At 44.8% G+C, this 15,521-nt stretch carries 10 protein-coding genes and 1 tRNA gene; 4 read left to right on the forward strand and 7 right to left on the reverse strand.

Features of this window, described 5'->3' with window-relative positions; all coding sequences use genetic code 11:
* Nucleotides 1–3: 3 nt before the first annotated feature.
* Entirely contained in the window at nucleotides 4–888 is an 885-nt protein-coding gene (locus MKY19_RS22650) for an ABC transporter permease subunit (RefSeq protein WP_143759569.1), read from the reverse strand.
* A gap of 408 nt (nucleotides 889–1,296) precedes the next feature.
* Here MKY19_RS22650 and MKY19_RS22655 point away from each other — a divergent pair, with 408 nt between their 5' ends.
* Nucleotides 1,297–2,220: a helix-turn-helix transcriptional regulator gene (locus tag MKY19_RS22655; RefSeq protein WP_339797834.1), complete on the forward strand. Its 924-nt coding sequence runs from the start codon at nucleotides 1,297–1,299 to the stop codon at nucleotides 2,218–2,220.
* Between the two features lie 179 nt (nucleotides 2,221–2,399).
* Here the strand turns inward: MKY19_RS22655 and MKY19_RS22660 are convergent, their stop codons facing one another.
* From MKY19_RS22660 to MKY19_RS22670, 3 genes are all read right to left on the reverse strand, one after another.
* Nucleotides 2,400–4,610 (reverse strand): helix-turn-helix domain-containing protein, encoded by a 2,211-nt coding sequence (locus MKY19_RS22660; RefSeq protein WP_339243056.1) that lies wholly within the window; start codon nucleotides 4,608–4,610, stop codon nucleotides 2,400–2,402.
* A gap of 281 nt (nucleotides 4,611–4,891) precedes the next feature.
* Complete coding sequence (locus tag MKY19_RS22665) at nucleotides 4,892–5,737, reverse strand: NAD(P)-dependent oxidoreductase (RefSeq protein ID WP_339243058.1); 846 nt, start codon at nucleotides 5,735–5,737, stop codon at nucleotides 4,892–4,894.
* Nucleotides 5,738–5,821: 84 nt separating this feature from the next.
* Nucleotides 5,822–9,721: a X2-like carbohydrate binding domain-containing protein gene (locus tag MKY19_RS22670; protein WP_339797837.1), complete on the reverse strand. Its 3,900-nt coding sequence runs from the start codon at nucleotides 9,719–9,721 to the stop codon at nucleotides 5,822–5,824.
* A 363-nt stretch (nucleotides 9,722–10,084) separates the two neighbouring features.
* Here MKY19_RS22670 and MKY19_RS22675 point away from each other — a divergent pair, with 363 nt between their 5' ends.
* Nucleotides 10,085–10,927, forward strand: coding sequence for a DNA-binding protein (locus MKY19_RS22675; protein ID WP_339243060.1), 843 nt, complete (start codon nucleotides 10,085–10,087; stop codon nucleotides 10,925–10,927).
* 324 nt (nucleotides 10,928–11,251) lie between these two features.
* Nucleotides 11,252–12,325: a Gfo/Idh/MocA family oxidoreductase gene (locus MKY19_RS22680; protein WP_339797840.1), complete on the forward strand. Its 1,074-nt coding sequence runs from the start codon at nucleotides 11,252–11,254 to the stop codon at nucleotides 12,323–12,325.
* Between the two features lie 148 nt (nucleotides 12,326–12,473).
* On the opposite strand, the gene MKY19_RS22685 is transcribed toward MKY19_RS22680, so the two are convergent.
* Nucleotides 12,474–12,896, reverse strand: a complete 423-nt coding sequence (locus tag MKY19_RS22685) for a hypothetical protein (protein WP_339797843.1) — start codon at nucleotides 12,894–12,896, stop codon at nucleotides 12,474–12,476.
* Nucleotides 12,897–12,952: 56 nt separating this feature from the next.
* Here MKY19_RS22685 and MKY19_RS22690 point away from each other — a divergent pair, with 56 nt between their 5' ends.
* Nucleotides 12,953–13,075, forward strand: coding sequence for a hypothetical protein (locus MKY19_RS22690; protein ID WP_339797846.1), 123 nt, complete (start codon nucleotides 12,953–12,955; stop codon nucleotides 13,073–13,075).
* Between the two features lie 260 nt (nucleotides 13,076–13,335).
* Here MKY19_RS22690 and MKY19_RS22695 read toward each other — a convergent pair.
* Both MKY19_RS22695 and MKY19_RS22700 read right to left on the reverse strand, forming a co-directional pair.
* Nucleotides 13,336–13,410 (reverse strand) — tRNA-Leu (locus tag MKY19_RS22695).
* A 253-nt stretch (nucleotides 13,411–13,663) separates the two neighbouring features.
* Nucleotides 13,664–15,256, reverse strand: coding sequence for a sensor domain-containing diguanylate cyclase (locus tag MKY19_RS22700; protein WP_339797848.1), 1,593 nt, complete (start codon nucleotides 15,254–15,256; stop codon nucleotides 13,664–13,666).
* Between the last annotated feature and the right edge of the window lie 265 nt (nucleotides 15,257–15,521).

Consider the following 15,521-nt stretch of genomic DNA (forward strand, 5'->3'; position numbering starts at 1 on the left):
TTCCTACCAGATGCTGTTGTTTGTGATGCGTTTAGCCAAGCCATTCACCGTAAGCAACAAAATAAGGTTGATTACCGAGTTGAATAGACCAACCGCAGTTGCAAAGCTATAATTGGCGTTCAGCAAACCGACCCGGTAGACATAAGTGGCAATGATCTCGGAATTCGCCAGATTGAGCGGGTTCTGCAGAAGATAGACCTTCTCAAAGCCAATAGCCATGACATTCCCAACATTCAAAATCAGGATGATGACGATGGTAGGCACAATACCTGGCAGATCAATATAACGAATTTTTTGAAAGCGTGAAGCGCCATCGACTTTGGCTGCCTCATAAAGCGTAGGATCTATACCGGCAAGCGCTGCTAAATAGATAACGGCACTGTAGCCCGCAGTCTGCCAAATATCAGACCAGACATAAATAGAACGAAACATTCCCGGTTCTCCAAGGAAATTGATCGACTCCAAACCGAAGAAGTTGAGAGCGATGTTCGCAAATCCAAGACGAGGTGCCATAAATAGCATAATAATGGACACCATGACAACCGTCGAGATGAAATAAGGCGCAAAAGAGACCAGCTGGACGAACTTTTTGAACCTTCCCCCGCGCAATTCATTAATCATGAGCGCAAGGATAATCGGAATTGGAAATCCCGCCAGCAGCAGGTAACCACTAAGCATGATGGTGTTCTTGAGCAGGGTCCAAAACTGCGGATTATCAAAAAATAATCGAAAATTATGAAATCCAACCCATGGACTTCCCCATATTCCTTTAATCACGTTGTAGTCCTTGAAGGCTAGAACCGCGTTCAGCATTGGATAATACTTAAAAATGAGGAAAAATAACAGAGGTGGAATCACGAGCAAATGTAGCTGCCAGTGCTTTTTCATACTTCTACGAGCATTTTGTAAAAATACAGAGCCCTTACGCTTCGGTAACGACTTGTGGTGTAATACTATTTCTTTCTCCAGAACAATCCCCCCCTAAGCAACCGCCAGTAGTTTATGATAGCGCTTTCTACGAGTTGATCATAATTGACTTTTATCCCCAAAGAAAAGGTACACTTGGGCATTTCAGCGTACAAATAACCCTATTCAGGGAGAACAAAATAGCTGTAGAACGGCCATTTTTCCGGAATCAGGCCCCTCTCTGGAGATTTTCAATCTGGACAATTCTACCGGCAGTTGAATAAAGCGCATGAGACAATTCAACCAACGCTTGATAGGATTGCGTTTGCAGAAATGCTATGCTGTTTTTGACAGTGCGCACTGTACATTTTGTTTTATTGGAGGTATACAATGCTCGACTTGCGTAAAATTGGAGCTTATATTTCGAAGCTTCGCAAAGACCAGGATTTGACCCAATTGGAACTTGCCGATCAACTGAATGTAAGTCATCAAGCGGTATCGAAATGGGAACGGGGCGACTCGCTACCGGATATCGGAACGCTTCCGAAGTTTGCGAAATTATTCGGCAAAACGGTAGACGACATTTTAAATGCAGGAGACAATACAGAAATTCGGGAACACCCGCACTTAGGAACGATCGTTGAGGAGATCTCAGAGAACAGGCCGGAACAAGTTGCAGAAATGGTCAATACCGGAGAGGCCGAGCTGGAGGAGCTTGTAGAAGTAGCGCCGTTTGTAAAAGCAAGCGCTCTGCATAAGGTTACAGAACGATTAGACAGCAGCGTCCTTAAGTTAGACGTGATCATGAAGCTGGCTCCGTTCCTTGGAACAGGTACATTGGATGAACTGGTTCGTCAGGCAGAAGAAAGCGAAATTGTGTGGAACACCATTACTGGACTCGCTCCGTTCGTCAGCAGCGACACATTAAGTCGACTGGTAGATAAATCGATTGACGGTTCCTTAGAAGTGCATAATCTTGTTGGGATTGCCCCATTTCTTGATAGAGAACATGTAGATCGCTTGGTACAACAAGCAGAAGAGAGCAGCTTGAGCTGGCATTCCGTTCAAGGGCTGGCACCCTTTATTAGCAGAGAAACATTAAACCGCTTGGTAGACCGGGTTGCAGACGGTACTATCGATGCGGACCAGATCATAAGCCTCGCACCTTTTCTCGACAGGGAAAATCTCGACAAGTTGATTGGTGGAGTCGAAGCTGAACATCTTAGCCCAGATCTGCTGGCAAGTCTTGCTCCTTTCGTCGATCAAGGGACATTGAGCAGAATGGTGACAAGCTTATTAAATAAAGTAAAGTAGACACGTATATCGGAGATCAGAGATTGGTGATGCATAGACCGTCGGCGATCCCCAAAGCTAACGGGAAACGTTAGTTGAACGACAACAGCGGCAGTCTAAGACTTTATTTATCAAGTCTTGGTCCGCCGCTGCTTCTTTTAATGGATCAGTCTAATACTTAATTTTCACCAAACAACTATTTATTCATCAATAGACTGTCTATAAGCGCTCGGTGAAACGCCGATTAACCGCTTGAAGGCCCGTCTGAAAGAATGTGAACTGTTATAGCCCACCCGCATGGCAATCTCATCGACCGTATACCGACTATCTTTGAGCAAAATCACAGCCTGATCCATTCTCACTTTTATCAGATGATCGGAGAAATTGACACCGGTAACTTCTTTAAACAATTGAGAAATGTATTTTTCAGGCCGTTCCACCTGTTCAGCTACCCGGTACAGACTCAGCTCTGTATCCGAATAATTCTCTACGGTATATTCCTTGATCTGCTTAATAATCTGAATATGAACATCCTTCTTTTTATTTGCAATAAGTCCACACAGTTCTTCCATAATGACAAAAAATTCGGTCTGAATCATTTCGAGTCGTTCCGATGAACCAATGTCTATGACCCTCCGCTTCACACTCTCGATGTCCGGGTATTCTGTAAAAGCCTTTTGATCCAGAAGCTTAAGAAACGTCCCTTTTATTTCACCAACAAGCTGTTGCTTCATTTCCATGGATAATTCACGCTGTTCCATGTTCTGGGCGACGATCGCACGAACAATCCGTTTAGCTTCTTCTAGTTCTCCAGCCCGAATGGTACTGATCAGACGTTGCTCTGTATCCAGTGGATAATAGTAGGTCGTATTCTCATTTTGGGCTTCGCTACTCCATACAATTCCTTTTTTATTCATGTAGACGGCATATTCCAGAGCTTGCTTGGCTTGGTCAAAGGAAAGGCTAACCTCCGTTATTTCTGTGAAAAGATCACCGAAGCCCGCCTGAGTAGTAATACGGTACTCATTAAAAACGTACTGCGCCAAATTCTCCAGAATGTTAGTGATATTTTCTGCCTCATACGCTTTGTCGGTCTCTTCTTCCTTGGAGAAAAACAGAGTTACCACTTTGTCGGAGCCCATATCCGTCATTAGTACATCCACTCCGAGATCCGATAGGGACTGCTTCAGCAGCAAACGGGAAGCATTCAGCTCATTGAGAATTTCAACGCTGTCCATACCGGCATAGCCGTTAATCTGAACAATTCCAACATATCCAGTGTTCTGTTTCAAGTTAATCCCCACCTGCTCAGCGGCAGTGAGAATCTCATCATGCGTTTTGAATTCACCTGCTAATAACCGCTTCAGAAATGCATCCCTGACCAACGGAAGCTGACGATTAAGTTCGGTTTCCAGCAACTTGTTCTTGGTGATCATATTGGCAATATTTCCGCTTAAAAAGTCAAATTCATTCTTGGCGGAGGCCTCTTCCTTGCCAAATTGCTCCTTCATGACGCTAAGCATATGGTTGATTGGAGCGCTGTTACGGTAAGCAAGTATTAGTCCGACTATCAAGCCGATGAGTAATGTCCCTCCAGTAATTTGTATGGACATTTGCTTGATCTTGTTAGCATTCTCCATCAAAATATGCCGGGGAATCCCTGTCTGGTATACCCAGCCGTTCGAATCAGAACGAGTCGTGATCACTAGATCGTCTTCATAGAACTGACTAACCTTGTTTTTATCAAAATCCGAATCAGCGGTCATATGGGCCATTTTCTGCTCATCACTTCCCTGCAGGACAATCGTATTTCCTTCAGCATCGCTGATATGAACCCAGCCTCCGTAACGCTCAGTTAGACCAGATAACAGACTAGAAATGATTTTCTCGTCTATGATCACTACCGCGACAGCTGGTGAGGAATCGTTGAAACTATCCAGAGGGAGTGACTGCATATAGGTAATAACGGAGGTTTGCATGCCCCTGCTAACATAGTCACTGAGTGGCTTGATTTCACTGCGGTGGGTTTTCTCAAGCACTTCTTTGGTCCAATCCTGTAGTGAAAGATCCTTATAGTTGAAATTAGAGTAGTAATGTTCCGGTCGGTAAGAAGAACCTGGGGTTAGAATAAGATTATAATTGGCGAGGTAAATATAATAGTTTTGCAAAAAATCATTCGTCTGACCGAAAGTCAGGACATTCCGCATCGTTCTCCAAATGCCATACACGTTCGTCTCATTGTCTCTTTCATTCATCAGAACGTTTAGCTCCTGGTTGACTGCCAATTGCCTGGTAAACCCTTCTACTTCCGCCATGCGGCGCTCCAATATTTCCTGACTTTTCTGGAGCTGGGTGACCCCGTTCTCAATAGAGATAGACTCTGTCACAGAAATCGAAGTCAGATAGGACATATATCCGCCAATGCTGGGAATGACCAAAATGACTACATAGGAGATTAAGAATTTACGAAAGATATTGGAATATTTAAGCGTAGTGACCCCTCCCCTAATATCATTTCGATAGCGCTATCATTACCATAGATTAAAACATTTTACTTAATAGTCAAGTGTGCAAACCCAATTTTACAGGTGTTAAAACTTTCAGAACTGGATAAAAAGCAGCGATATACGCCGTTATCACTGCTTTTTATTCACCATCCGAATTTTTTTATCTTTCCAGTGTGTTACCCCTCCTAAGTTGTACCCATCGTATGGCGGGTAGAATGTGAAGGCACAAAACCGAATTCCTCCTTAAAACGATCCATAGCATACAAAGGCTTATATTCTTGACCGGAAAAATGATAATAATCCAAATTATAATCATTCCCCACCAACGGGGTAAGGAGCTCAGCCACTGGCAAATTGCTGCTAGCATCCGGCCCAACCAGATTGAGAGTTCTTACCCCCGGCTTAAGTGGAGCTTCCAGTGCCGCAGTAATTCCCTCCACCACATCCTCAGCATGGACATGCCCCAGTGTGATGAACGGGAGCGTTGGCTTGGATCCTGTCTTCAAGACAGGAGGAATCCAGCCTGGGGAAGCTACAGCTCCAAAGCGAAGATTGATAAAGTCGGTATCTTTATGATTGCGATGAAAATACCGGGTCAACTCCTCGACCATAGCCTTGCTTAGCCCATAGGCATCCGCTGCCAAACAGGGATGATCATCTGGGATAGGCAGCTCAAGCGGAATAAAATCCTCAGTGAGTCCACCCACCACGGCAATGGAGCTCGCTGTGATGAACTTTTGGCAACCGTGGTCAAGCAGATATCGGTACAATCTCCTTGTTCCCAGCACATTAACAGCAAGGCTTTCCTCCTCTGTAGAGCCGCCAGTTACTGCGGCAAGATGAATCACCGCCTGAATATCATACGAGTCCAGCCTGCTCAAATCCTCCGCCGAATCAAAAGAACCCTGAACATACGTAAAAGCCCCTTCCGGAGCTTGGCGTGACAGACAAATCACTGTATGTTTATCTGCCAAATACTTGGCTAGAGCCGTTCCGATAAATCCACTTGCTCCGGTAATCAGAATATTCATGCTCATCTCCCCTTCTTTTTCTCATCTCATATCATTCAGAAAAAAGGGGCCAAAGAAGGCCCCTCCGTTCATTCATCGCTCAACTTATTCTGTCCACTGTTCTCCGCCTTGTGTACTAGGCTTCGAGATATGGTCGGTCGAAGCCTCCTCAATATCACCGAATGCCCAGTGGGAGACTGGAACATCGTTCCACCCTGGCTGCGAGACACCCATAAGCGGGCCCCTGCCCAAAACTCTGTTGATAGCTGTAACGGCTTCCGCACGAGTAAGCTTGGAATTCGGACGGAAAGTTCCGTCACTGTAGCCATTCATTATGCCTATATCTTGGGCTTTCTTTATCGCTGCCTGTGCCCAGTGACCGGTGATGTCAGAGAAGCCGCGGCCCGATGTTGTAGAATTCGGGCTCAGCATGGCTGTTAAACTAGCCATTTCTGCACGCGTCAATGGTTGATTAGGCTTAAAAGTACCATCAGTATAACCGTTCATTAGTCCCATCTTAGCTACTTTGGCAATAGCATCTGCCCCCCAATAGCTGGAGGGAACATCACTGAATGTTACGCCTGATCCAGTGGCCTCTTTCTCAGCAACCTTCGCTAGGATGGTTGCCATCTCAGCACGGGTAATGGGAGCATCGGGTTTAAAGAAGCCTCCCGGATATCCGTTGATATACGCCGAATGTCGCATCGTCTCGGCATCATCCTTCCCATCAGTTCCAGATGCCGGAGTTGGCGTTGGCGTCGGAGTCAGGGTAGGTGTGAATGAAGGCTGAGCTGGTATAGACGGACCCCCTGCATCAGTCGGTGTAGGTGTTGCCGTCGGCGTCGGCGTCGGTGTTGGAGGTTCTGTAGGGTTCGTTGTTCCGCCATCACTGGTTGGGACTGTGAATTTCAATCGATCTGTCAGTATGAGATTACCTGATTTCTTCACAGCTTTAAGTGTGTGTAAGCCGCTTGCCAATCCAGAAATACTATAAATCTCCTGTTGTGTCAGTCGACTCTGACTATAAGCATTCACGGTCTGAATCCATTGTCCGTCCACATAAATATCTACTTCACCTTGATCTGGACCCGTAGGTGTGATCAATCGGATTCCAGTGCCCTTGAAGGTATATTCAAAGGAATCGCCGTCCACTGTCGTTGAATGCACATCATTAAGATAATCGCCACCAATAGTAAAGCTGAGGTTCAGCTTTCCCACTGGTTGTGCTGCGAGATAAGATTTGTTCAGTGTAACACGGTCACCAGCTACCGTATAATCGGTCCCAGGAACCAGATGATATGATCCATTCGTAATGCCTATGAAGCTTTCCGGCTGTTGTAGAAGTGTAATCTCAATGTCCTGCTGAGCAGAAGGCGATTTATCAAAGCTCGCTGCGATCGGATTAATCATATTCGGAATCTCTACCTTGAGCATGTCAAGCAGCATGAATCTGCCTGATTTTTTCACAGCCTTGAGTGTGTGCTGTCCATCTGTAAGCCCAGAGATACTGTACAGAATCTGCTGTGATAATCGCCCGTTTCGATAAGCGCTTACCGTGCCCTTGAATTGATCGTCTACATAGATATCCATATCCCCTTGTGATTCGTCTACCTCAGTGAACAGTTGAATCCCTGTTCCTCTGAAGGTATATTCAAAAGAATCACCATTCTGCTCCGCATACTGCACATCGTCATTGTAGTCGCCCATTCCTCTTCCACTACTGCGGGACCAATTACCGTTATATTTGATTCCCGGATCGTCGTTATTAACCATCACATAACGGATGCCTGTAGAATCGCTAATGTGTACCGCTAGTGTCTGTGGATCACCGGCGTTAAAGATGATGTTAAGACTTGTTATGCCAGCAGATTGCCGTGCCAGATATTCCTTCTTAATGGTCAATTTGTCATTAGTCACCGTATAATCTTCTTCGCGGAGTGCCACTCCATTATTCTCAATACCACTCAGCGTATTACCATGCAGATTAAGCGTGACTGTGACATCCTTCTGTTGTTCCGTTGCTTTATCAAACCCAGCGGAAGTCGGAGTGATAGAACTGTTCTGACCCCCAGCCGGACTTTCTGTTGTCACTTTCAGCGCGTCGAGCAGCATATAATTTCCTGATCCCTTGTTCACCTTAAGCGTGTGAGGGCCGTTAGAAAGTCCTGATACACTATAAAGAGATTGTTGTACCTCTCTCGGTCCACTTGTATACGCATTTACAGTCTGTGCAACCCCATCGTCTAATGTAACAATCATTTCTCCTTGCGATTCATGCTTTTCCGTCAGCAGCTCAATGCCCGTTCCCGTAAAGGTGTACTCAAAAAAATCACCGTCCTTCTCGGTATAGTGCACATCGCCATTATAATCTCCATGTTCTCGGGCTGAGCTTACCTGCCATGTGCCGTTGTATTTAATGCCGCTGTCATTATCATTAATGTAAACCACATCCGTAACGGTGGTATTGCTTGCCGAAGCTGAATCCGCAGCAGGGGCAGCTCCAGAGCTAAGAGCATCCTCTTGAGGAGTACTGGTAGCAGCACTGGAATCCTTGATTGTAATGCTCAGATCCTGCTTTCCCTCTAACAGCTCCTTGCCTCCATTTCGCTTCCAAACTCCGCTGTAGCGCATCCCTGTATCATCGTTATTGACAGCTGATGTACCGCTTAGCGCGGTTACTTTAAGCATGCGAGAGGCATGGGGTTCAAGGATGCCACCGCTGAATTCCTTCTCAAAGGTTCCCAGCTCGGAATGGCTCCATAGGTCGCGCACTGAAGCCGGACCATCAAGGCCAAGATCACTCCATTTGACTTTAACCTCCGCACCCCGACTACCCAGATTGAACAAAGCAACGCTGTAAGTCCCATCTCCATTATTGGCGTACCAGACCTGCTGCTGGGTATCCATCGACACCGGATGTCCAGGCCGTCCAGCCTGATTTACGGCAATTACCTCATCATTGGTAAGCAGTTCTAGTCCATAACTATCCAGCCGTGTCATGTCATTCCCCGTATAGAGCGGTACGGAAGAAATGGACCAAAACGTCATCGCAGTCTTCCGCTCATCCTTGGTCAGACCATCCATGGAGCCGTTACCAACATTCAGGGAATCGAAGTCATTCCAGCCACCAGGGCCTGCGTCCCGCCACCAAAGTGCCGCTTTGGGGAATAATCGGGAAATACTCGGCCATGCTGTCAACCCACTTCCGTCATAAGATTCAACATCCCAATCAATTCGCCAACCGTTAGCATATTTTTTCCAGAATTCTACGTAATTGTGATCGAGCGCCCAGGACAGCTCAAACCAGATGTTATTTCTATCCAAAGCCTTGGACCATGCTTCTACATCGCCGCGTGCATCCCGGCTCAAGTTGTCAATCCCCGACCCAGGGGTTACGCTGTCGAATTTGACGAAATCGATCCCCCACTCGCCAAGCATATCTGCAATAGAATCCACATACTTCTGGGCACAGGGATTCGTGAAATCAATTTTATAGGTGTAGGAATTCCAATAATCCATAATGGTAAGCGGCTTGGCCGTAATATCCTGAATACGACATTCGCCGCCTGTCCCATACACCTCAAGATTTCGGTTATATGCATCGATAGATACCCCCGGGATCAGATAGATCCCAATCTTTTGTCCATTATTATGAACATAGTCAATGACCTCCTGAAATCCGTTCGGATAAAGGACTTCACTAGGAATAGGTCTCCCGTATTCATCCATATCGCCATTCCAGCCCGCATCAATATTAATATATTCATATCCATGGGCTTGCAGCTTCTCATGCATCGCATCCGATTGCTTCTTAACGCTCTCCGCCGATGTCCAGTTTCCTGCCCCATCATACACTTGCATACTGTAACTGCTCCAGCCCATATACGGCTTTTGAGCCATACTCTTTTCCGCCGCTTGCGCAACATTGCCTTTCATTCCTGTAAAACCGAACTGTACTGCTGCAATAATGAATACTAGCAGACTCATACCCAATCTTTTTCCCATTCGCTTCAAATCATCCTTACCCCCTCATGAAATGTGGTCAAAATTACTTTGATAGCGCTTTCTTTCGGGAAGATCATAATTGAATATGGATTCCCAAGATAGGTACATTTCGGTATTTTACGTACAAATAACCCCAAAATAGAGGGGCAAATAAACAGCCTAACAGACATAATTCCCTCGATTCGAAGAACTTAGTAAAAACACTGTACCCTAGTTATATTGGGACAATCACAAAACAAACTCTTGTTTCCTCGTTCCAGTGATGAAAATCACTTACTTTATTGGTAAAATAAAGAATAGTCTAGAGATACAACCGACATAGCTATAACAGATGAATGATATACAGAAGAAAGGAAGATCGCATTGAAGTTGGATTTGGATGGATTAAATGCTGATTTCTTAACTAGTATGCTTAAGGCATCTTTTTCATTGGAAAATTGGGGTGCTATGATTGAAATTGCAGATAGATTGATTACCCAGATTGCATTCATATATGAGACAAGCAGTGACACATTGAGAGAACAAAACCTGAAGCGGAGTATTCCCTATTATTTTGGATTTAGCTTATGTTCAAAAGGAATCGCACTGCAAAAGCTCGGTAAGTATCCTGAGGCTAGAATGTGTATTCAAAAATATGCTGAATTGGGCTGGATCAAAGGACTAGATGATGAGGGAATTAATGAAGTCAAATACTACTGTAATATTGCAAAAGCCAATACCTACGTGCTCGACCTTTTGGAGGGCCAGACAGGAGTCCTAAAGGAGTATGTTGAATTTATTAGAAACAGTGCTGAGGAAGAGTTACTGCCAGGACTAATTACCATCTTGGAATCCTCGATAAAATATAACTATTCCGTAGATTGGATTCTGAGTGATCTTAAAAACAACGTAAATGACATAGAAAAGTATGTGACTAATGTGGAAATAAGATATTACGAGGAATACATTTATTTGCTGGTGATGTATTACTACGAACAAGAGAATATGAACGAAGCAATCAACACTATTCTAGAAACTCTGATTTTTAGTATCAAAATTGAAAACGATACAAACCTCAAGAAATCAGTAGCACTCTTTGAGCTCCTAAGAGAACATGCTCATCAATCACAACTTCAAATGTATCACAACATAATGGAAAAAATAATAGTCAAAGAGTTTACTAATGAAAAAGAAAATGTTCTTGCTTACAGTCGTAGTCTTGATTAGTTCCAGCTTAATGATCGCCTCTGCAAGTGCTTCCGCTGTCAATTTGGGTTCCACAATTTACACCGTTAACAATCACGGAAGGTCATTGATTGAAATTTTATAAGTGGATTATACAAAGGAGCGATCATCCGGCTATTGGATAATCGCTTCTTTGTATGTAAATGCAAAAGATAGCTTAGCTAAAGACAACAAAAAGTAATAGTTTCATATTATACATAATCCTATGTACTCTATCATTTTTTATATACAATAATAAGAGACAACTGATACCTGTGCTACGAAGGTGTTTACATACAAATCAACCATTAGAGGTGTATTTTAAAGATGAACAGACCAATTCGTTTTGGAATAATCGGAAGCGGCTGGCGGGCGGAAATGTATCTTAAGTTGGCTCACCTGCTTCCGCAGCAATTTCAGGTAACCGGTGTATTGATCCGCAACCCTGCCAAATACCAGCAACTGATCGACAAATGGAACCTGACCGTGTACAGCTCGATGGAACGTCTTGCGGCCGAGAGCGATTTTGTGGTTCTGGCGGTGTCCAAAACCTCTGCCGTCTCACTGCTGTTGGAGCTTGCAGCGCTGCAAGTACCTGTATTGGCCGAAACACCCACCGCCTCCACGCCGGCTGAATATGAACTGCTTCGATCCAGTGCCATTGATTTCCCTCTGATTCAAATAGCCGAGCAATATCCGCTGTTGCCTCATCATCAGGCAAGAACCGCCTATATTCAAACCGGACATTTGGGCGAGGTAGGTCATGTTCAAGTCTCTGTTGCGCATGGTTATCATGGAATCAGCCTGATCCGTAAATGGCTCTCGATCACTGGCACAGCATGTGAAATCACAGCTCGCCGGCTAGAGGTTCCAATCATGGACTTCTCTTATAGGGGGAGGGAGGCCGAAGATGACCTGAAGACAGAGCAGCAGGATATCGCAATTATGGTGTTTCCCTCCGGCAAAAGCGCTGTGCTTGACTTCACTCGCTCCCAATATTTCTCGCCCCTCCGTACCAACCGGGTACTCATCCGCGGATCACATGGAGAAATTCGCGATAATGAGATTATCCGTCGCCTGGGAACCGAAGAGACCGAGTATATGAACATTAGTCGGATTCAAGGCGGACAGGAAGGCAGTCTGGAAAGTCTCTCCTTGCATGAATTGCGTGCAGGACAGCTTAGTCTATTTCAGAACCCGTTTCATCCCTCTCCCCTTTCTGATGAAGAGATTGGGATAGGACAAGCCTTATTGAATATGTCCAGCTTCCTGCACACGGGAATTTCAGCATACTCATTAGCGGATGCCTTAACAGACATCAGACTGTCATTCGCGGTCGATGAAGCCATCACCCTTGGAAGTACTATAACTTTGCAAGATGAGATCAGGTCTGCCAAATAAAAACAAACACATGAGAAAGTTAAGAGCCTTCTCATGTGCCTGAACAATTGTATACGATTCAATGACTCGAACAAGTGTAGCATGCAAAACAGAAATCAATGACCGCCCGATTTCAATGCCATGCCCTCATGCTCCATATGAAATTTAATTAAACGAACAAATATCCGATTACAGGACCCATAAAAATAACCAAATATATAAGTGTAATCCATGGCTGATAATGAATATAGAATTCTTTGAAAGAAAGACTCCAAGGATGCTTAATGATCACCCAGCCCAAAACATCAATTATAATGCAAACTCCGGCCCATATTGCCCCAGTAATAAGAGCTTCTTCAAGGTTGGGTACAGATAACCCCCGCATATATAGCCAACCAAAGATAGAAAACAGAATGACATTATAAAGAGGATGCCAAGGCTTTGTTTTTTCATATCCCTCCCCCATACCTTTTTCGTCCATTGGACTCATTTTTAACGCATAAATATTAAATACGGTATGTAAAACTCCAACAATAGTCACTATAAAATAGCAAATCCATAACCATAACATCGACATTGCAAAATCCTGCATAACTGCCTCCTTTTATTACCCCAGCGCATGCAACTGCTGCTTTTCCGGCTATGGAAATGAGACCATTCAAAACAGAGTTGTTGTTTGAATTGAAAACATCATATCTAATTCCGCTCAAGTTTGCGCTTGATAATACGATGGTTATTATGTTTGCATCCGGACTGTATCTAACCTGGTAACCCTTATAAATATGCGCTTTCATTGGATCTGATGAATTCAAATCTTTGTACACGCCCTTTTGCGGAAACCGAAAGAAACGAGTACGAAAAGGGAACATTGCATATTGTTGGCATCCGGCTCCTTTGACGGAAATTCAGTAAAGGAGGCTGCCGTTATAAAACCAGAATGAACCGGCGTTAGCAAAATGCCAGTAAACCCGCTTAAAATCAAACAAGGGTTCCAGCTCAAATGATCTGAAACCCTTGTTTGTTAGTGATGCCGAGGAAGGGGGTCGAACCCGTATGGTACTCACGTACCGCAGGATTTTAAGTCCTGTGCGTCTGCCTGTTCCGCCAAAGCGTTGATAACACTAGAGTTTTCAGTGCTTAAGTTCGACACCTAGCCCTTTAATAGTCAGAATTATGTACGTTTCTGGCTTTCTTAATTACTTGCTCTTAGGAAATACCCAACGATAATAATACTCCCACACTGGTTTTCTTTCCTCGGGAATATTATCAATGCTTCTTCCATTGTTGCTGGTGCCGCATTTTCAACTTTCACTATGATCCAGAGGATAAAGCACATACCGCAAATTTCGAGCAATTGTTTCAACCATCAGCGACCATCGTCTGGTTTCTTCCCCTGCTCTTAGCCAGGTATAACGCCTGATCCGCCTTCTCCAGCAGCCCCTCCCGCTCCAATGCATGAACAGGATAATGGGCGATTCCCTGGGAGATCGTAACCTGTGTCGGGATTGGACCCCTGCTTTGTTCCAATGCCCGCCGGACTCTTTCAGCTACGATGAAGGCTTCCTCAGGTCTAGTGTGGGCCAGTAAGATTACGAACTCTTCACCGCCGTATCGGTGGCAAACATCGTCTGGGCGAAACGAGGTAACTATAACTTTGGCTACATGTTTCAGCACTTCGTCGCCGATGAGATGGCCATAGGTGTCGTTCACCGTTTTAAATTTGTCTACATCCAGCACAATGAGCGAAAACGGTTGCTCTGAGGCAATCCACTGGCCCATCGTATACTCTAACGATCTCCGGTTCATTAAACCGGTCAGTGCATCCGTCGTAGCCTCTTGGGTCAGTTGATCCGTTTGCTTCTGAATATCCGTCGCGGCAAGTAACACAGCCTTGGTCAGCAGATCTGCCTCTCGGCTCCATTGCGGCTTCGCTTCCGGCAATACAATCTTCTCCTTGCCCATCCTGCTCACCAGATTCGCCAGGGAGACAAAAGGCCGGGCCAACTTGCACGCTACGAGAATGACGCCCATCAGGAGTATAATGAACGGAAATAACGAATACCAGAGAATTGTCCGAAGGTGGCCCATCAGTTGATGATGAATGACACTAATCGGCGAAACGACCACGATTCCCCAGCCATTGGCCGGTACGCTGGAGTATCCGGCAAGCATTTCAACGCTACGGGTGTTGCGCACTTGCTGTTCCCCGCTTTCCCCTTTCATAAGTTTCTGTACAACCTTGTTACTGCTGACATCCTCCCCAATGAGCTGCTTATCCGGGTGGTACAACAGATGCCCGCTTGAATCCACAATATAATAATAAGAGCCAGAATTGTCCACGTTGTTGTCGCCAAAAATCATAGACAAAATATTGTTCTCTTGCAGATAAAACGTGCCGCTCAAAATACCGCGATATATACCATTGTTGCTGAAAATCGGCTGACTCATAAACACAATTAGTCTCTTGGTGGTTTGGGTCATATAGGGGGAGGATATGTAAGGTTTTTTGAACGCCAGAGCTTCCAAACCGACTTTAGAAGTAATATGGTCACCTGTTGTCCCCAAACTAGTCGGTACTACGTTGCGGACCAGCCCGTCGGCATCGACCACGGCGATAGAATTGAAGTAATTGCTACTATTGCGCATCAGTTCTAAATTATCATCTACTTGCTTCGGCGTTGAGCCATCGTCATCGGAGAGTGTGGCAGCGCTATATTCCAAACTGCTGCGCATGGACTGAAATAAGGAATCCATTGTCTTGGTCATTCGGTCAGCGTTGTAGTAATTCAAATGGAGCGTAGTCTCCATCAATGATTGTTTTTTGGACTCGTAAGAACCGATCAGAAGAATGCTTGAGGTTAGTAGAACCACCAGCGTAACCAAGCCCGTAAGCAGCGATGTGAGACTGAGCTTTTTACTTTGACGCGGCTCGGCTCTTCTCAGTGTAAGCAAACTATAACCCTCCTTGAATCTTGAAAACTAGCTTTATCAATAATACAACAAATTAAGATGTTATTCGACAATAATCAATGAACTCCAACCTCTCACACACTGTACGTAACGTTCGATATACGGTGCTTCATGAAATATTACATATTAAAAACTCCTCTCCAGAGCTTGTGAATTGACAAGCACTGAAAAAGAGTATTTCCAACTTAATTTCTGTGAGCTCGGATGTGATTCCTAAGTAAAGGACCTTTAGTTTTTGACGGAAGTT

Origin of the sequence: Paenibacillus sp. FSL R5-0744 (assembly GCF_037972555.1) — a bacterium.
Classification (GTDB): domain Bacteria; phylum Bacillota; class Bacilli; order Paenibacillales; family Paenibacillaceae; genus Paenibacillus_AQ.

What these genes read in the sequence shown, in the direction of transcription:
- MKY19_RS22650 (WP_143759569.1), bottom strand. Translation starts at nt 888, where the DNA reads ATGAAAAAGCACTGGCAGCTACATTTGCTCGTGATTCCACCTCTGTTA.
- MKY19_RS22655 (WP_339797834.1), top strand. Translation starts at nt 1,297, where the DNA reads ATGCTCGACTTGCGTAAAATTGGAGCTTATATTTCGAAGCTTCGCAAA.
- MKY19_RS22660 (WP_339243056.1), bottom strand. Translation starts at nt 4,610, where the DNA reads ATGTCCTATCTGACTTCGATTTCTGTGACAGAGTCTATCTCTATTGAG.
- MKY19_RS22665 (WP_339243058.1), bottom strand. Translation starts at nt 5,737, where the DNA reads ATGAATATTCTGATTACCGGAGCAAGTGGATTTATCGGAACGGCTCTA.
- MKY19_RS22670 (WP_339797837.1), bottom strand. Translation starts at nt 9,721, where the DNA reads ATGGGAAAAAGATTGGGTATGAGTCTGCTAGTATTCATTATTGCAGCA.
- MKY19_RS22680 (WP_339797840.1), top strand. Translation starts at nt 11,252, where the DNA reads ATGAACAGACCAATTCGTTTTGGAATAATCGGAAGCGGCTGGCGGGCG.
- MKY19_RS22685 (WP_339797843.1), bottom strand. Translation starts at nt 12,896, where the DNA reads ATGCAGGATTTTGCAATGTCGATGTTATGGTTATGGATTTGCTATTTT.
- MKY19_RS22690 (WP_339797846.1), top strand. Translation starts at nt 12,953, where the DNA reads ATGAGACCATTCAAAACAGAGTTGTTGTTTGAATTGAAAACATCATAT.